Here is an 18,249-nt window from a genome sequence, read left to right on the forward strand (position 1 = left end):
CGCGTCCTACCGCCGGAATACCGCCGCCAGTTCGGCATGCGTCGACCAGCGGAACTGCCCGACCGGTTGCACCCAGTCGAGCTGGTATCCACCCTTGCTCAGCATCTCCGCATCGCGCGCGAAGCTACTGGGATTGCACGAAACATACGCGATGACCGGGACCGTTGACATCGCCAGTTGCGCAATCTGCTCGCGCGCGCCGGCCCGCGGCGGATCGAGCACGACCGCGGCAAAACGCGAGCATTCCGCGCTCGTCAGCGGCCGCCGGAACAGATCGCGGTGTTCCGTGAACAGCGATCGTCCAGCTCGACTCGCGCCCGACTGCAGCGCGAGGATCGCGTCGCGCCCGGCCTCGGCGGCGTAGACCTTGCCCGACAGCGCCAGCGCGAACGTCCCGAGACCGGCAAACAGATCGGCGACAGCGCCGCGTGGGGACCCCACTGCCTCCCGGACCGCAGCGATAAGGCTCGCCTCACCCTCACGCGTCGCCTGCAGGAAGGATGCGGGCGGGAACGGCACCGCGACGCCGCCAAGCGTAATCGTCACGCCCTCGGGCTCCCACCGTGTTTCCGGCCCGAGCCCGTCATCCACCGCCAGTCGCGCAATCGCGTGATCGCCGCAGAACTGCGTCAACGCCTCTGCGATGGCGAGCCCCTCCGTCAACGCCCCGTCGATCAGCACGTCGGTGCCTTGGTCGACCTCGGTCAGATGGATTCGGGCCCGACCCTTGAGCGTCCGCGCGAGCAGCTTGCGCAACGGTGCCAGCAGCCCGAACAGGGCAGGCGTCAGGACGTGGCATTCCTTGAGATCGACGATCTCATGGCTCCCCGCCGCGCTGAAACCGAGCCGTACCGCGCCGCCCTTTACTTCCGCGTGCAGCGTCGCGCGTCGGCGTGTGCGCGGCGGTGAGAGCAGCGGCGCGCGGATGTCGGTGGTCAAATGCTGCGCCGCCAGCGCCCCCGCGATCCGATCGACCAGAAACGCGGCATAGCTTGCGTCGTCGAGATGCTGGAGCTGGCATCCGCCGCATTCGGGAAAGTGGCGGCACGGCGGAGTCTGGTGATGCGGACCGGGAACGACGACGTCGTCGGCGGTCAGCGTGTCCCCTGGCGCGGCGAAGGCGGCGTGGCGGCCGTTCGCAGTGACGCCATCGCCGCGCGCGGCCACTCTTACGATCGTGTCATTCATACGGCGGCCCTAGCGCCGCTCAGCGCGTGCGCAAGATCATCCGCAAGAAACGCACCGCCCAGCCGTCGTGCGGCCTCGCTGTGGAGCCAAACCCCCGCGGCGACGCGGTCGAGCAACGCGACGCTCGCGGTGGCATGCGCCGCGACGACTGCTGCGATCGCGCCGGTCAGGACGTCCCCGGTCCCGGCGGTCGACAGCCACGGATTGGCGGGGGGTGTGACGATCCCCGACCTATCCGGGGCCGCCACGATCGTGCTCGATCCCTTGAACACGACAATCGCATCGGCGCTCTGCGCGGCGGATCGCGCGCGGTCGATCCGGGGATCGTCGCTCTTGCCGAACAGCTTGTCGAACTCGCCTTCGTGCGGGGTGAGGATCGTCGGCGCGGTGCGGGCGCGCACCGCGGCGAGACGAGGTTCGTCGAGAAGGTGAAGCGCGTCACCGTCGATGAGCAGCGCGGCGTTGGTTGCAAGCACGGCATCGAGCCGTTCGCGCCCCGCCGCATCGCGACCGAGCCCCGGCCCGATCACGATGACGCCGATCCGTTCATCCGCCAGCGCCTCCGCCGAAAAAGGCCGCCGCACGATCGCATGGGGCACGGTGGTCCGCGTCTCCCCGAGGAGCAACACATAGCCCGCCCCCGCACGCAACGCCGCCTCGGCGGAAAGCTCGGCCGCGCCGGGCATCGCCCCTGCCACTACCGCGACCATCCCGCGGGTATATTTATGCGCGGCGAAGCTGGGCGCGGCCAGAAACGACGGTCGTGCTGCAGCGCGCAAGGACCCGTCGACGTCGACGGCCGCCGCCAGGCCGATATCGAGCAGGCGCACCGCCCCGCATCGTTCCGCGGCGGGGACCAGCAAATGCGCAGGTTTCAGACGTCCAAGCGCAAGCGTCACGTCGGCGGCGACGGCGGCGTGCGGCCCTTCCCCGAGAATGAGGCCGGTGTCGGTCGCGACCCCGCTCGGCAGGTCGACCGCGATCGTGAGGCGTGCGGAAGCGGCGAGACGTGCCAGCGTGGCCGCAAGATCGGGTGCCAGCGCCCGCGCAAGGCCCGTCCCGAACACCGCATCGACCAAAACCGCCGCTGGTGGCGCATCGTGCAGTGCCTCGACCGGACCGGTCCACGCCGTGCAGGCCGCCCTCGCCGCGTCGCTCCGCGGTTCGCTGAGCGCCGCGACCCTTACCGCGCGCCCCATCGCGGCAAGCACGGTTGCCGCGACATAGCCGTCGCCGCCATTGTTTCCGGGTCCACACGCGATCAGAATGTCCGCGTCCCCCGCCAGTCGCGCAACCGCCGTGGCAACGGCGCGACCCGCGGTGCGCATCAAGCTGTTGACGCTTGCCCCTGACGCCATCGCGCGCGCCTCCGCCGCCCGCATCTGGTCTGCGGTCAGGATCGTGGTTCCGTCGATCGGGGTCATGCGGCTGGCTTCGCGCCCTTGATCGTCGCGGGGATGCGGTAGCGATCCGCGCCGAGCGCGACTTCGATTTCGTCGCTGCCGAACGCGCGGACCACCGCTTGCTGCGCGCCGTCCGCGGCGATCACGCCGCGCCCGTCGCGCGGGACGAGCAACCGGCGGAACGCGCCGTCGGGGTGGCGCACGGTAAGCAGGAGACCGTCGCGCGCCTGCACCTGCTCGATGGTGCAGGTGCGCGTATAGGACGCCTGTCCGTGCGCGCAGGGGATCGTCGCGCGCGGTTCATCCGGCTGGTCGGCTTGCACGATCCGTTGTCCGCCGCAGGCCGCGAGAGGCAATGCAAATAAGATGGTGCGCCTAAATATCCGCGTAGACATGACGTTCGGTGGCCGCTCCGGGGTGCGTGACCGCGCCCTTATAGGCAGGACCGACCGTCTGCGCATAACGCCACAGCGCGCCCGACTGGTAATCGTTGACCCGCGCGACCCACTGCGCCTTGCGCGCGGCCAGCGTTTCGGGCGCGACGTCGAGGTCGATCATCCCCGCCTCGGCGTCGATCCGGATCGTGTCGCCATCCTCGATCAGCGCGATCGGCCCGCCATCGGCGGCTTCTGGGCCGACGTGACCGATGCAGAATCCCCGCGTCCCGCCCGAGAAGCGTCCGTCAGTGATCAACGCGACCTTCTCGCCGAGCCCGAGGCCATAGAGCGCCGCCGTGGTCGACAGCATCTCGCGCATGCCCGGGCCACCCTTCGGCCCTTCGTAACGGATGACGATCACCTCACCCTCGTTGATCGCCCGCGCCTCGACGGCGGCAAAGCAATCCTCCTCGCAATCGAACACCCGTGCTGGGCCTTCGAACTGGAGCCGATGCATCCCGGCGACCTTGACGATCGCGCCGTCGGGCGCGAGCGACCCGCGCAGGCCGACCACGCCGCCGGTCGGCGACAGCGGCGTCTTCACGTCGTAGATGACCTTCTGGTCGGGGTTCCACGTCACCTGCTCGATGTTCTCGCCGAGCGTCTTGCCGGTAACCGTCAGGCAGTTGCCGTCGAGGAAACCGCCCGCCAGCATCGTCTTCATCAGCATGTAGACGCCGCCCGCCTCATACATGTCCTTCGCGACATACTTCCCGCCCGGCTTAAGGTCGGCGATGTAAGGTGTTGATTTGAAAGCCTCGGCCACGTCGAACAGATCGAACGCGATCCCCGCTTCGCTCGCCATCGCGGGCAGGTGCAGGGCGGCATTGGTCGACCCGCCGGTCGCCGCGACGACGCGTGCCGCGTTGATAAACGCCTCGCGCGTGCAAATGTCGCGCGGGCGGATGTTCGCCGCGATCAGCGCCATGACCTGCTCGCCCGCCGCGATCGCGATCTCGTCGCGGCCGCGATACGGGGCGGGCATCATGTTGGAATTGGGGAGCGACAGACCGATTGCCTCGCCGACGCACGCCATCGTGTTCGCGGTGAACTGGCCGCCGCACGCGCCATGACCGGGGCACGCGACCTTCTCGAGCTCGATTAGCTCCTGCAACGGGCAACCACCCGCGGCATATTTGCCGACCGCCTCGAACACGTCGACGACGGTCACGTCCTTGTCGTGGAAGCGGCCCGGCAGGATCGACCCGCCATAGACGAAGATGCTCGGCACGTTGAGCCGTAGCATCGCCATCATCATTCCCGGCAGCGACTTGTCGCACCCGGCAAAGCCGACCAGCGCGTCATAGCAATGCCCGCGGACGGAAAGCTCGACCGAATCGGCGATCACTTCGCGGCTGACGAGCGAGGACTTCATCCCCTGGTGCCCCATCGCGATCCCGTCGGTGACGGTGATCGTGTTGAAGCGGCGCGGCATGCCGCCGCCGGTGATGACGCCCGCCTGCGCGGCATCGGCCTGCGCATCGAGCGTGGTGTTGCACGGCGCGGAGTTGTTCCCAGCGCTCGCGAGCGCGACGAACGGCTTGGCGATGTCCTCCTCGGCGATCCCCATCGCGTAATAATAGCTGCGGTGCGGGCTGCGCTCGGGTCCCACCGAAACGTGACGGCTGGGGAGCTTCGATTTGTCGAAAGTGCGTGTCATGCGCGCGCCTATGTCGCGAGAACCCCCTTCGGCGCAAGTCTATTACGTATCTCGACCAGAATCGGGGCTAGAATGTCGTTCCATCGGTCTACGCCGGTCGCGTCGTCGACGCGGTCGTTTCGAATTTCGATAGCGATGCTGGCGATTCCGCGTGCCTCACCGTGTCGGTTCAGCGTCGCGTTGAGCACCTTGCCCGAATAGGGTTCGTTGTCCCCGACGACCAGCCCGCGCGCCGCGAGCAACGGCAACGCGAGGTCCGCCGCGCGCCGGTCGCGGTTCGACAGGATGCCGATCTCCCACGGGCGCATCGGCCCATCCGCGGTCTCGAGTTGCGGCGTGAAACTGTGGATCGAGACGAGCAGCGTTGGCCGCGTCGACCGGATCATCGCCTCGAGCGCGCGATGATAAGGGGCGTAGAGGTGCGCGATCCGCTCGAACCGGTCGATACCGTCGTTGCCCGGAATGGCATGGCCATCGCTCACTGTCGGGATCAGCCCCGGATGGTCGGGCTGGCGGTGGAGGTCGATCACCAGCCGCGAAACCGTCGCGAGGACGGCGGGGGCGCCGAGGGTCGCAGCCAGCGCCTCGGTCAGAGGGGCAGCCCCGATGTCGACGCCGATATGCTTGTCGAGCAGCGCGGGCGCGACGCCGAGGTCGATCCCCGGCGGCACCGCGTTCGAGGCATGATCGCAGATCAGCAGAATGCCGCCAGCGTCCCCGTCAAGGAAGCGCGCGACCGTCATTGGAGCGTGGGGGCGGCAAGGTTGCCCTTGCCGCCCCGCATCCGGGATGGCGCGCGGCTGGGACGCGGACCATCGATGGGCGTACCACGGGGGGCGGCGGACCCATCGCCCCTCTTATCAGCAAGCACCGGGCCAATCCCGGATTTGCGCCGATCCTGCTCGTTTCGGCACATGCCCCGTCCCATTGTGATGCGGAAAACCGTCACGCGAGTGTCGTTTCGAGACACCACCACCTCGGGTGCGCTGCGCTGATCATGGCAGCGGCCGCGGCGCGATCGCTTACGTTGGCGTAGAGCGCAAAGCACGTCGCGCCCGAACCCGACATACGCGAGAGCAGCGGCACCCCTTTTTCGAGCAGCGCCAGCACCGCATCGATCTCGGGTGCCAGCGCGCGGGCGGGCGCCTCGAGATCGTTGCGTCCGGCGCGTGCGAGCGACAGCACGTCGCCATCGGGCATCGGCCCGCGATCGCGCCCGTCCCACGCCTTGAACACCGCGGCGGTCGACACGGCGACGCCGGGATTGACCAGCAATACCGGCATCCCGCTCGGACCATCCAGCGGTTCGAGCTTTTCGCCGCGCCCCTGCCCCAGCGCGGTCCGCCCCAGCAGGCAGGCGGGCACGTCCGATCCAAGATCCGCGGCAAGCGCGCACAGGCGCGGATCATCGATCGCGATATCGTTTGCCCGCGCGAGCGTTCGGAGCGCGGCGGCGGCATCCGCCGATCCGCCGCCGATCCCCGAGGCGACGGGCAGATGCTTGTCGAGCGTAAAGGCCCCGCCGACGCTCGTGCCGAACCGCTCGGCAAAGCCGCGCGCCGCGCGCAGGACGAGATTGTCGCCCTCGCCGGACAGGCCGGCGGCGAACGGCCCGGTGATCGTCAGCGACAAGGGTCCCGGCGTGAGCGTCACGCTGTCGCCGTCCGTAACGAATGCGAACAGCGTTTCCAGCTCATGATACCCGTCCGGACGGCGGGCGCGGACGTGGAGCGCTAGGTTGATCTTGGCGGGGGCCGATTCGACAATCATGGTGCCGCGCTATCACATGTTCGGATAGTTCGGACCCCCGCCGCCCTCGGGTACCGTCCAGGTAATGTTTTGCGTCGGGTCCTTGATGTCGCACGTCTTGCAGTGGACGCAATTCTGCGCGTTGATCACGAATTTGGGGTCGCCCTCTTCCGCGCCGACGATCTCGTACACGCCCGCCGGGCAGTAGCGCTGCGCGGGCTCGTCGTAGAGCGGCAGATCGTACTTCACGGGGATATCGGGATCGGCGAGCTTGAGGTGGACCGGCTGGTTCTCCTCGTGGTTGGTGTTCGAGATGAACACCGACGACAAGCGGTCGAACGTCAGGACGCCATCGGGCTTGGGATACGCGATCGGGCGCACCTGATCCTTGCGCCACAAGGTCTTGTGGTTGGCGTGGTGCTTCATCGTGAAGGGCATCTTCACGCCCCAGCTTTCCAGCCACATCGTCACGTTTGCAAGGCCCGAGCCGACGATCTCGCCGAACTTCTCGACCAGCGGCACGACGTTGCGGACGACCGACAGCTCCTTCTTGACCCAGCTATCCTCGAACGCGGCAGGATAGGCGACAAGCTCGTCATGCTCGCGCTGCGACGCGATTGCCTCGACCGCGGCCTCGGCGGCCATCATGCCCGACTTCATCGCGGTATGCGTGCCCTTGATCCGCGGCACGTTGAGGAAGCCTGCCGAACAGCCGATCAGCGCGCCGCCCGGGAACACCAGCTTGGGGATCGACTGCAACCCGCCGTCGTTGATCGCGCGCGCGCCGTAGGACACGCGCTTGGCGCCCTTGAGGATCTCGGCGATCGCGGGGTGGGTCTTCCAGCGCTGCATCTCGTGGAATGGCGAAAGATACGGATTGGTGTAGCTCAGCCACGTGACGAAGCCGAGCGCGACCTGGCCATTTGCCTGATGATAGAGGAAGCCGCCGCCGTTGGAGCCGGGCGTCTCGTTGAGCGGCCAGCCCTGGGTATGGATGACGCGGCCCGGGACATGCTTGTCGGGCGCGATGTCCCACAATTCCTTGATGCCGATGCCGTAGACCTGCGGCTCGCTGTCGCGCGCGAGGTCGAACTTGGCGATGATCTTCTTGGCGAGCGACCCGCGCACGCCTTCGCTCAGGAAGGTGTATTTCGCGTGGATCTCGAGACCCGGTGTGTAATCGGGCTTGTGCGACCCGTCGCGCGCCACGCCCATGTCGCCGGTCGCGACACCCTTGACCGAGCCATCCGCGTTATACAGCACTTCGGCGGCGGCGAAGCCCGGGAAGATCTCGACGCCCAACTCTTCCGCCTGCCCCGCGAGCCAGCGGCACAGGTTTGCGAGGCTACCGGTATAGGTGCCCTTGTTGTGCATGAACCCGGGGGTAATGAAATGCGGGACCGCGGTCTTGCCGCGCTTCGACAGCATCCAGTGCTGGTTGTCGGTCACGGGGACTTCGGCGAGCGGGCAACCCATCGTGCGCCATTCGGGCAGCAGTTCGTCGAGCGACTTCGGATCGATCACCGCGCCGGACAGGATATGCGCGCCGACTTCCGAGCCCTTTTCGAGCACGCATACCGAAAGCTCGATTTCGCGTTCGATCGCGACCTGTTTGAGCCGGATCGCCGCGGACAGGCCTGCCGGGCCTGCGCCGACGATGACGACGTCATAGGGCATCGATTCGCGCTGGTTTTCGGTATCGCTCACGCTGTCTCTCCACTGCGGTTGGGGCGGCGCGGTCTTGTCGCGCGCGCGGAACGTCCGGCCCCATCGCCGTAAAAAGCGAGTGCCAGTGAATTGACCTTCGCGTCAACATAGGACTCTAGGGAATATATGGGGGCAGACCAGAATTTCGATTGGCAGATCGTCGCAGCGAGTGCGCTCGAATGGTGGCGCGACGCAGGCGTCGACACGCTCGCGGACGAGGCCCCGCGCGACTGGACCGCTGCGCCCGCGCCGGTCGTCCGTGAAACGAAGCGGCACGCCGTAGCGGAAGCCGCGCAGCCCGTCGCTGCGCCGCTGCCGACCTCGGTCGAGGCGTTCGCGACCTGGCGGACCGGGCCGGATGCGCCCGAGGCGGGCTGGACGGGTTCGCCGATGGCGGCGTGCGGAAATCCGCAATGCGACATCATGGTCATCACCGACGTCCCCGACCGGGAGGATTCCGAATCGGGCTCGCTTCTCAGCGGCGCGGCCGGACGGCTGTTCGACCGGATGCTCGCGGCAATCGGGCGGGATCGGGGCAGCGTCTATATCGTGCCGATGTGTACGATCCGCCCGGTCGCGGGACGGATCGCGCCCGAGATCGAGACACGGCTTGCCGAGCTGATCCGGCATCACGTCGCAATAGTAGCGCCGAAGCGGCTGTTTGTGTTAGGGAACGCGCCGAGCCGTGCGCTCACCGGGGCAGATGTCACGCGATCGCGAGGTAGTTTGCAATTGGTTAATCTCGAAGTTGGACAATCCGGCGTGACCATCGGCGTCGAGGCGGTCGCGAGTTATCACCCGCGTCTCCTGCTCGAAAGACCGGCAGAAAAGGCGCGCGCGTGGAAGGACTTACAAATGCTTATCGCGGGGTTGGGCGCATGAGCGCAAAGACTGTCTTCATGGGTTCGGTTGCCCTCGTCTGCGCGCTCGGCGCGGTTCCAGCGGTGGCGAACCCAACGATCGACCCCCCGGCGGCCGAACCGCCCGCCTTCGAGACGACGGTGGCGCGTCCCGCGATCCCGCCGCAACTCGATCCCGAACAGCGCGAAGGCTATCGCGCGGTGTTCGCCGCGATCCGCGACCAGAAGTGGCTTGATGCGCAACTCGCGCTCGATTCGATGAAGCCCGGCCCGCTCCACGCGATCGCGCGTGCCGAGATGCTCACCGCCAAGGGTTCGCCCAAGGCGGATCTCGACCCGCTGCTCAAGCTGCTCGCCGAAGCCCCCGAACTGCCCCAGGCGCGCCAGCTCGCGACGATGGCGGCATCGCGCGGTGGTTATGACCTCCCCCCGCTCCCCGAAGCGCGCGCGCTGATCTGGATCGACGGCGCGCCGGTGCGCAAGCGCGCGCGCAGCCTGGTCGCTGGCGACATGATCGCGGCGGAACTCGCGATCAAGATGCAGCCGCTGGTGAAGGAGGATCGCGGTGCCGAGGCGCAGGCGTTGCTCGAATCGACCTATGGCCTGTCGCAGGATTCGCTGACCGAATGGCAGCGCAAGGTCGCGTGGATGTATTACCTCGCCGGCGACGACAACAACGCGCGCGCGATGGCGGCCAAGGCGATGACCGGCTATGGCGATTTCGCGGTCGAGGCGATGTGGGTCGGCGCCTTGTCGGCATGGCGACAGCATGACTGCACCGCCGCCGGAACCGCCTTCCAGAATGTCGCGGCCCGTGCCGGGGACGTCGATCTCCGCGCCGCCGGCCTCTATTGGGCGGCGCGCGCGGACATGCAGTGCGGCCGTCCCGACAAGGTCGAGGCGCGGCTGAAGAACGCCGCACAATATCGCGAGACTTTCTACGGTCTGTTGTCGCGCCAATCGCTCGGGATCAAGGAAGCGCCGCTCAAGTCGAGCGCGAAGGTGTTCGCGGGCGACTGGCAGGTGCTCGAACGCCGCCCCAACATCCATGTCGCCGCCGCGCTCGTCGAGATCGGCGAGACCGGCCTGGCCGATCAGGTGATCAAGCAACAGGCGCGGATCGGCACGGCGGCGGAATATCCGTCGCTTGTCCGCCTCACCGCAGCGCTCGATCTGCCTTCGACACTGGTCTGGCTTTCGCACAACGGCCCGCTCGGCGCGTCTCCCCCGGTCGAGGCGCGCTTCCCCGCGCCCAACTGGACGCCGGACGGTGGCTGGCGCGTCGACAAGGCGCTGGTCTACGCGCACACGCTCCAGGAATCGCGCTTCCGCACCGATGTCGTCAGCAAGGCGGGCGCGTACGGGCTGATGCAGGTAATGCCGAGCGCGGCGACCGACATCGCGCGTAAGCAGGGCCGCATCTTCGACCGCACCGCATTGTCGCGGCCCGGGACCAATATCGAGGTTGGCCAGAGCTATCTCGAGCAGTTGCGCGATCAGAGCTGCACCAACGGGCTGCTGCCCAAGGTGATCGCTGCGTATAACGCCGGGCCGGGTCCGGTCCAGTTGTGGAACCTGCAGGCGCGCGACGATGGCGACCCGCTGCTTTACATCGAGTCGATCCCGTACTGGGAAACGCGCGGCTATGTGACGACCGTGCTGCGCAACTACTGGGTTTATGAGACGCAGACCGGGCGCAAGGCGTCGGTCAGCCGCGCGGCGCTGGCGCAAGGGCTGTGGCCGCGCTTCCCGGGGATGCCCGGCGCGCCCGCGGTCCGGCTGAGTTCGAGCAATGCCCGCCAGGCGGTCGCCAGTGCCAATTGATCTCGACGCGGTGTTCACGCCGGTCCGTATCGCCGTGATGACCGTCTCCGACACGCGGGGGCTGGCCGACGACCGTTCGGGCGATACCCTCGTCGCGCGACTGACCGAGGCGGGGCACGTGCTCGCCGAACGCGAGATCGTGAAGGACGACGTCGGTCTCATCATGGCGGTGCTGCACCGCTGGATCGATGACGAATCGATCGACTGCGTCATCACCACCGGTGGCACCGGCGTCACCGGGCGCGACGTCACTCCAGAAGCGATCGAGCGGATCGCCGAAAAGATGATCCCGGGGTTCGGCGAGCTGTTCCGATGGCTCAGCTTCAAGACGATCGGCACGTCGACCGTCCAGTCGCGCGCCTGCGCGTGCGTGACGCGCGGGACCTATATCTTCGCGCTGCCGGGGTCGACCGGCGCCGTAAAGGACGGGTGGGACGGAATTCTCAAGGACCAGCTCGACAGCCGTCACAAGCCCTGCAATTTCGTCGAACTGATGCCGCGGTTGCGCGAACGCTGAGGGGGTTGGGGCGCTACGCCCCCCCTTACAGCCCCTTTACCAACGGCAGGATCGTGGAATAACCGTCGCTCCACGCCACGAGGCCCGGTCGACCGCGCGTCGGTTGCCACGCCGGATTGCGCGCCTTCAGCACCCGGATCGTCGCGGGGTCGCGTGACAGGGCGATCCATTGCGACATGGTGGCGGCGTCGCGGATCGGTGTTGCTGGCGTGTAGAACAACGTTACCGCCTGCCACCCGCCCGCCTTCGCCGCCGCCGCGACGACGGGTTCGAGATCGAGGAACCGGTTCGAAATATGCACCAGCAGCAGACCGCGCGGCGAAAGCGCGCGCGCGTAGCTGGCGAACGCCTCGCGCGTCAGCAGGTGCATCGGCACCGAATCCGACGAGAAGGCGTCTAGCGCGAGCAGGTCGAGCGAGACGGGCCGCGCCGCGGCGATACTGAGCCGGGCATCGCCGACCAGGATCGTGGGGTGCGGCAGGCACCGCGACAGGAACGTGAACTGCCCGGTATCCCGCGCGATCCGCACGATCGCGGGGTCGATCTCGTAAAAGCGCCAATCTTGTCCGGGTTGCGCATAACAGGCGAGCGTCCCGGTCCCGAGGCCCACGACACCGACGCGCGCATGCCGGCCGTACAACGCGGGCAACGCCTGCATCGCCTGCCCCACACCAGAGCCGGGAACGTAATAGGCCGTCGGCGTTCGCTCGCGCGCTGGGGATCCGCGTAGCTGGGTACCGTGGACGGTCGTGCCATGTGCAAGCTGCCGCTCTCCGGGCGCGTCGTGGACGGTATAGATCCCGAAATAACTGCGCGTCCGTGCGCCGGGTTCGAGCGAGATCGCGATGGCCTGATACCCGCCGAACGCGAAGAGCGCTGCCCCCAACGCCATCCCGAATGCAGCGGGCATGCCGATCGCGAGCACGCCGACCGCGACGACGATGAGCAACGCGGTCTGCTGCAGCGTCGACGGCGTATCGCCACTGCCGGGAAACGCGATGACTGCACCGATCAGCCCGACCATCGCGATCGCAACGATCGCCAGCGAAAGACGACGCGGTCGCACCCGGGCTTCCCACAGTCGCTGCAACGGCGCGAACAGATAGGCATGCGGGGTCAGCACCCCCGCCGCGAGGATCAGGATCGGATATTCATACGTCCAGTCGAACAGCAATGGCGCAACCAGCGCGCTGAACACACCACCCAGTGCCCCCCCGAACGCCATCGCCAGATAGAAGCCGGTCAACCGGTCCGGCTCAGGGCGCAACCGGTACAGCCCGGTATGGAGCGACACCGACACCAGGAACAGCAGCGCGAGCGCCATGATCGCGCCGAGATACGGCATCCCCGGCATCCCGCTGACGAGGATCCCGCCGAACAGCAGGATCGCCACCGGCGCGATCCGCGTCTGGATGTCGGCCGCGGTGCGGTCGCGCGCGAAGGCGATCGTATAGCTCAGCAGGTACAGCCCGAGCGGGATCACCCACAGCAGCGGCATCGCGACGATGTCGGTCGTAATATAGGTCGACGTTGCGAGCATCAGCCCCGATGGCACGAAGGCTAGCAGGATCCAGTGCGCCACCCGCTTGCGCCCGGGTGGCGGCGAAGTGACCGTCGTCGCGGCCTGCAAAGGCCGGTCACGCGGGAGCGTGCCAGCGCATAATGCAACCAGCAGCCCGACGAGGATATACCCGCTGCTCCACAGCACGCGCTGCCCGGTCAGCGCCATCGCCGGCTCGACCAGCAGCGGATAGGCGATAAGCCCGGCGAAACTGCCGAGGTTGGAGGCGGCATACAGCGCATAGGGATCCTGCCCCTTGCTCGACAGGCTGAACCAGCGTTGCAGCAGCGGCGATTGCGCCGAGACCGCGAAGAACAAAGGCCCGATCGACAGGACGAACAGCCACGGCACCCACAGCGCGGGTTGCGCGCCTGGGCCCGGCTGCATCGCGCCCAGTCCGATCGGCAACCACAGCCCGGAGACCAGCAGCACGCCAAGATGCACGCGCCCTTGCAGCCGCGGCTCGAACCGTCCCAGCCAGTGCGCATAGCCATAACCGCCGAGCAGAAGCGCCTGATACACCAGCATCGCCGAGTTCCAGACCGCCGGCGCGCCGCCGAGCCGCGGCAGCGCCATTCGCGCGACCATCGGCTGGACCAGGAACAGCAGGAACGCACTCGACAGGATCGTCAGCACAAACAGCGGGCGCACCACGGTTTGCCGACTTGGGGGCCGGCCAGAAGATGGCGTCATTCAGGGCCTGTCGATACGATATTGGATATGCCGCTTGAGCGGACTGTCGTCGGCGACGAGCGGGTGATCGAAATCACCGTCGGTGATCCGGTGCATGCCGAGACGCTCCATCAGCCCCCAGCTTGCGGCGTTGTCGGGAACGGTGATCGCCGCGATCTGCGGTGCCGGCAGGTTCGCCCACGCCCAGTCGAGCGTCGCCTGCGCCGCCTCCCGCGCGTAGCCCCGCCCCCAAAACGGCCGCGAAAAACGCCAGCCGATCTCGAGCACCCCCTCGATCGGCGTATCGGGCGCGCCGGGCTTGAGACCGCAAATTCCGAGCAGCGCACCGTCGTTACGGTGTTCGACGATCCAGAACGCGAAGCCATGCTCCTGCTGCGACGCGTGCATCCGCGCCATCATCGCATCGAGCGCGGCTTCGTCCGCGACGGGGAGAAGGTAGCGCATGACTTCGGGATCGCAGCACTGCGCCCACAGCGCCGCCTTGTCGCGCGGCTCGACCAAGCGCAACGTCAGCCGCGCGGTCTCGATCATGCGAGCCTCATGCCCCGAGCAACCGCGCAGCGTGCGCGGCATGATAAGTCAGCACGCCCGACGTGCCCGCGCGTTTGAACGCCATCAGGGTCTCGAGCACCATCGCATCGCGCTCGGCCGCACCGGCGGCTACCGCAGCCTCGATCATCGCATACTCGCCGGAAACTTGATAAGCGAAGACAGGGACTTGGAACTCCGACTTCACGCGCAGAATGATGTCGAGATACGGCATCCCCGGCTTGACCATCACGCTGTCCGCGCCCTCCGCCAGATCGAGCGCGACCTCGCGGAGCGCTTCTTCTGCATTGGCGGAATCCATCTGGTAGGTCTTCTTGTCGCCCTTGAGCAGCCCGCGGCTGCCGACCGCGTCGCGGAAGGGGCCGTAGAAGGCGCTCGCATATTTGGCGGCGTAGGACATGATCTGGACATTATGGTGCCCGCCATTCTCGAGCGCCTCGCGGATCGCGCCGATCCGGCCGTCCATCATGTCCGATGGCGCGATGATGTCCGAACCTGCCTCGGCCTGCGTCAGCGCCTGACCGACCAGCGCCTCGGAGGTCGCGTCGTTGACGACATAGCCCGCCGCGTCGACCAGCCCGTCATGCCCGTGGGTGGTATAGGGATCGAGCGCGACGTCGGTCAGCACGCCGACCTCGGGCACCGCATCCTTGAGCGCGCGGATCGCGCGGCACATCAGGTTGTCCGGGTTGAGCGCCTCGCGTCCGTCATCGGTGCGCAGATGCGCAGGTGTGTTGGGGAACAGGGCGATGCACGGAATCCCGAGGTCGCGCGCCTCGCGCCCACGCGCGACGATCCCGTCGATCGACCAGCGCGACACGCCCGGCAGCGACGCGATCGGGTCCTCGACACCCTGCCCCTCGGCGATGAACAGCGGCCAGATCAGGTCGGCGGGGGTCAGCACGGTCTCGGCGTAGAGCCGGCGGCTCCAGCTGCTGGCACGGGTACGGCGGAGGCGGAGGGCTGGATAGGATGCGGTCATGAGCTGCGTTCTGGAACTTCGCCGGGGGTGGCGCAAGGGTAGAACGTGGCGCTACGCGAGCCAGGTGTGGACCCCACCGCCCCCATCCCCCGTCATTCCCGCGAAGGCGGGAATCCATTAGCGCCACGCCCGGCTTTCCGAGGCCAGCCAGTATGGATCCCCGGATTCGCGGGGATGACGAAAAGGGCGCAAACCCTCACCCCGCCGGGTGCAACCGCCCGCCGGGTTCCGCCGGGTTCTGGCTCTGCTCGTTTGCCTCCACGGACGGCACTGCAAGCCGCTGCCTTCGCCACCCGCCAAAGCGATAATAGCCCGCCGCCATCACGAAGTTCGCGACCGACCCGAGCGGAAAGCTCCACCACAGCGCATCCGCCCCCAAGGCCGGCTGGAACGCGAGCGCGAACCCGAGCCGCACTGGATACATAGCGATGAACAGCATCGTCAGCGGTGCCCACACCGCGCCGTTCGCGCGGACGGTCGAGAACAGCACCATCGTCATTCCGAAGATGATGAAATTCCAGCTCGCCAGCACCTGGATATGCCGCGCGATCGGCAGCGCTGCGCTCTCGCCGCCGAGGAACAACAGCATCACCGGACGGTCGAACGCGATGATCGCGATCACCATCGTCGTTGTCAGCGCCGCACTGAACACCAGCCCCGCCACGGTGATGCGATCGACCCGCTCCCATTGCCCGGCGCCGATGTTCTGCGCCGCCATGCTGCTCACCGCCGCGCCGACCGCGAGCGCGGGCATCTGGATGTAGCCCCACAATTGCATCGAGATGCCATAGGCCGCCGTGGTATCCACCCCGTAGCGGTTGACCAGGCCGGTCATCGTCAGTGCGGCGACCGAGACGACGAGCATCTGCGCGCCCATCGGCAGGCCCTTGAGCAGGATCGTCCGCGCCAGCGCCGCCGAGGGGATGAGATAGCCAAGCTCGGCGCCGCGCAGTCGGATCGGCAAGTCGCGTTTGTAGATGTACGCGAGCAACCCCAGCGACGCGACGTGGACCGCGATCAGCGTCGCCACCGCCGAACCTGCGATCCCCATTTCGGGCATGCCGAACCAGCCCCGGATGAACACCGGGTTGAGCCCGCTATCGAGCAGCACACTGAGCGCGGTGAACCACAAGGGCGTCACCGAATCGCCGACACCGCGGAGCGCCATGCCGAGCAGCACCAGCAGCATCGTCGCGGGCAGCCCGAGGAAGATCACGCGGAGATAGGCGAGTGCAAGCGGTTGGACGCTCGGCGGTGTCGACAGGCTCGTCAGGATATCGGGCGAGAAGATCCAGCCGAGTGCGGCGATGACCACCGCACCGCCCATCACCAGCCCGATCGAGGCACCGAACGCGCGCCGTGCAGACTCGACGTCGCGGCGGCCGATCGACTGGCCGATCAGGATCGTCGCGGCCATGCCGAAGCCGAAGACCGCCGCGAACATCAGGAACATGATCGTGTTGGCGTTTGCGGTCGCCGCGACCGCGCCTTCGCCGAGGAAGCGCCCGACCCAGATCGTGTTGATCGACCCGTTGAGCGATTGCAGGATGTTCGAACCGAGCGTCGGCAGCGCGAAAGCGAGCAATGTCGTGGCGATGGGCCCCGAGGTGAGATCGCGTTGCGCACGACCGGGGGACGCGGTCGGCCGGGCGCTGGTCCTGTCGGCTACGTCGCTCACATGCCCTCCGTTCATCCTCTTGCGGGAGGACATTTCCCGTCATCCCGGCGCAAAGGCCGGGGCCGCCAGGTCAGGGTTCGCAACAGCGGTTGCGCGCACCAACCCGGCGGCCCCGACCTGCGCCGGGGTGACGGGGATTTATCCCAAACGCGCCAATGCCGCGCTCAGTCGCTCCGCTTCTGCAGCTTTTTCCGCATGATCGGCGCGCGCCTTCTCCACCGCTTCGGGCTTGGCGCGTTCGACGAAGCTGGGGTTGCCGAGCCGCCCCGCCAGCGCATCACGCTCCTTGGCCGCCGCTTCGATCCCCTTGGTCAGGCGCGCACGTTCGGCGTCGAGGTCGATCACCCCCGCCAGCGGCAGGACAAAGGTCGCCTCGTCGACGACGACCTGCACCGCCCCGCCAGCCGGCGCATCGCCCGTCGCGAGATCGATTCGGGCGAGCCGCGCGATCACGCCCGCCTGCCGCTCGAGCCGCGCCAGCGTTTCCGGTCCGGCATCGCGGACATGCACCGGCATCCGCGTGCCCGGTGCGACGTTCAGTTCGGTCCGTGCGGCGCGGACCTCTCCAATCAGCCTGATCAGCCAGTCGATCTCCTGGCTCGCAGCAGGATCGAGCGCACGCGCATCCGCCATCGGCCACTGCGCGACGATCAGGTTGGTGTCGCGCGGACCCATCGCGTTCCACAGTTCTTCGGTGATGAAGGGCATGAACGGGTGGAGCAAAACGAGGATCTGGTCGATCACCCAGCCCGCAACCGCGCGTGTCTCGTCGGCATCCGGCCCGGTGGCGGGCGCGTCCATCTGGCCGAGCACGGGCTTGATCAGCTCGAGATACCAGTCGCAGAAGCGGCTCCACACGAACTGATACACCGCGTTCGCCGCGCCATCGAACCGCAGGTCGGCGAGCGCGAGGTCGACCGCCTGAACGGTCGCGATCGTCTCGGCGATAATCCATTTGTTGACCGCGAGAATGGCGCGCGGCGCCTCAAGCGTCTTGCTCGCGCCAATCCCGTTGCCCTGCGCGAAGCGGCACGCGTTCCACAGCTTCGTCGCGAAGTTGCGATAGCCCTCGACGCGCTTCTCATCCATCTTGATGTCGCGGCCCTGGCTCTCCATCGCTGCCATGAAAAAGCGCAGCGCATCCGCACCGTACTGGTCGATCAGGCCGAGCGGGTTGACCACGTTGCCCTTCGATTTGGACATCTTCGCGCCGTCTGTCGCGCGGACAAGACCGTGCAAATACAGCGTCTTGAATGGAACATCACCCATGAAGTGCAAACCTTGCATCATCATGCGCGCATCCCAGAAGAACAGGATGTCGAAGCCCGAGATGAGCACGTCGTTGGGGTAGCGGCCGCCTAAAGTCTCCCTCTCCCCTTCAGGGGAGAGGGTCGGGGAGAGGGGCTGTCCTGCATTACCAAAGGCGACGCCGGTCGAAGCG

The 18,249-nt window shown here is 67.4% G+C and carries 15 protein-coding genes; 3 read left to right on the forward strand and 12 right to left on the reverse strand.

Annotated features, from left to right (window positions below; all coding sequences use genetic code 11):
• Positions 1 to 6: 6 nt before the first annotated feature.
• The 7 genes from RH91_RS16420 to RH91_RS16450 form a co-directional block, all read right to left on the reverse strand.
• On the reverse strand, positions 7 to 1,188 hold the full coding sequence (locus RH91_RS16420) for a class I SAM-dependent RNA methyltransferase (RefSeq protein ID WP_029623997.1): 1,182 nt from the start codon (positions 1,186 to 1,188) through the stop codon (positions 7 to 9).
• Positions 1,185 to 2,612 (reverse strand): bifunctional ADP-dependent NAD(P)H-hydrate dehydratase/NAD(P)H-hydrate epimerase, encoded by a 1,428-nt coding sequence (locus tag RH91_RS16425; protein ID WP_010164081.1) that lies wholly within the window; start codon positions 2,610 to 2,612, stop codon positions 1,185 to 1,187. Before RH91_RS16425 ends, RH91_RS16420 begins: the two co-directional genes overlap by 4 nt.
• Complete coding sequence (locus RH91_RS16430) at positions 2,609 to 2,914, reverse strand: hypothetical protein (RefSeq protein WP_232283541.1); 306 nt, start codon at positions 2,912 to 2,914, stop codon at positions 2,609 to 2,611. The genes RH91_RS16425 and RH91_RS16430 overlap by 4 nt, the downstream gene beginning before the upstream one ends.
• A gap of 52 nt (positions 2,915 to 2,966) precedes the next feature.
• Positions 2,967 to 4,688: a dihydroxy-acid dehydratase gene (gene ilvD / locus RH91_RS16435; protein WP_010164085.1), complete on the reverse strand. Its 1,722-nt coding sequence runs from the start codon at positions 4,686 to 4,688 to the stop codon at positions 2,967 to 2,969.
• Between the two features lie 8 nt (positions 4,689 to 4,696).
• Positions 4,697 to 5,431: an N-formylglutamate amidohydrolase gene (locus RH91_RS16440; RefSeq protein WP_010164086.1), complete on the reverse strand. Its 735-nt coding sequence runs from the start codon at positions 5,429 to 5,431 to the stop codon at positions 4,697 to 4,699.
• A gap of 202 nt (positions 5,432 to 5,633) precedes the next feature.
• A complete protein-coding gene (locus RH91_RS16445; protein ID WP_010164087.1) occupies positions 5,634 to 6,458 on the reverse strand; it encodes a 4-(cytidine 5'-diphospho)-2-C-methyl-D-erythritol kinase in 825 nt (274 codons plus the stop codon).
• Positions 6,459 to 6,470: 12 nt separating this feature from the next.
• A complete protein-coding gene (locus RH91_RS16450; RefSeq protein ID WP_029624000.1) occupies positions 6,471 to 8,114 on the reverse strand; it encodes an electron transfer flavoprotein-ubiquinone oxidoreductase in 1,644 nt (547 codons plus the stop codon).
• A 156-nt stretch (positions 8,115 to 8,270) separates the two neighbouring features.
• Here RH91_RS16450 and RH91_RS16455 point away from each other — a divergent pair, with 156 nt between their 5' ends.
• The 3 genes from RH91_RS16455 to moaB are packed head-to-tail and all read left to right on the forward strand — an operon-like array spanning position 8,271 to position 11,345.
• Positions 8,271 to 9,026, forward strand: a complete 756-nt coding sequence (locus RH91_RS16455; RefSeq protein WP_010164089.1) for a uracil-DNA glycosylase — start codon at positions 8,271 to 8,273, stop codon at positions 9,024 to 9,026.
• Positions 9,023 to 10,828: a lytic transglycosylase domain-containing protein gene (locus tag RH91_RS16460; protein ID WP_010164090.1), complete on the forward strand. Its 1,806-nt coding sequence runs from the start codon at positions 9,023 to 9,025 to the stop codon at positions 10,826 to 10,828. The genes RH91_RS16455 and RH91_RS16460 overlap by 4 nt, the downstream gene beginning before the upstream one ends.
• Entirely contained in the window at positions 10,818 to 11,345 is a 528-nt protein-coding gene (gene moaB / locus RH91_RS16465; RefSeq protein ID WP_029624001.1) for a molybdenum cofactor biosynthesis protein B, read from the forward strand. Before RH91_RS16460 ends, moaB begins: the two co-directional genes overlap by 11 nt.
• Before the next feature lie 25 nt (positions 11,346 to 11,370).
• Here moaB and RH91_RS16470 read toward each other — a convergent pair whose 3' ends face one another.
• The 5 genes from RH91_RS16470 to RH91_RS16490 form a co-directional block, all read right to left on the reverse strand.
• The gene (locus tag RH91_RS16470; RefSeq protein WP_010164093.1) at positions 11,371 to 13,560 is read right to left on the reverse strand and encodes a spermidine synthase; all 2,190 of its coding nucleotides are present in this window, start codon (positions 13,558 to 13,560) and stop codon (positions 11,371 to 11,373) included.
• 39 nt (positions 13,561 to 13,599) lie between these two features.
• Positions 13,600 to 14,130 carry a GNAT family N-acetyltransferase gene (locus RH91_RS16475; RefSeq protein WP_010164094.1) on the reverse strand — a complete coding sequence of 177 codons (531 nt, stop codon included), beginning with the start codon at positions 14,128 to 14,130 and terminating at the stop codon, positions 13,600 to 13,602.
• Positions 14,131 to 14,137: 7 nt separating this feature from the next.
• Positions 14,138 to 15,130 (reverse strand): porphobilinogen synthase, encoded by a 993-nt coding sequence (gene hemB / locus RH91_RS16480; protein WP_010164096.1) that lies wholly within the window; start codon positions 15,128 to 15,130, stop codon positions 14,138 to 14,140.
• Between the two features lie 196 nt (positions 15,131 to 15,326).
• Complete coding sequence (locus RH91_RS16485; protein ID WP_029624003.1) at positions 15,327 to 16,808, reverse strand: MATE family efflux transporter; 1,482 nt, start codon at positions 16,806 to 16,808, stop codon at positions 15,327 to 15,329.
• 138 nt (positions 16,809 to 16,946) lie between these two features.
• Positions 16,947 to 18,249: class I tRNA ligase family protein (locus RH91_RS16490; RefSeq protein WP_232283542.1), on the reverse strand; the 1,303-nt coding region annotated here is incomplete at its 5' end.

The sequence above is a fragment of the Sphingomonas sp. PAMC 26617 genome (genome assembly GCF_000242835.1).
Lineage (GTDB): Bacteria > Pseudomonadota > Alphaproteobacteria > Sphingomonadales > Sphingomonadaceae > Sphingomonas.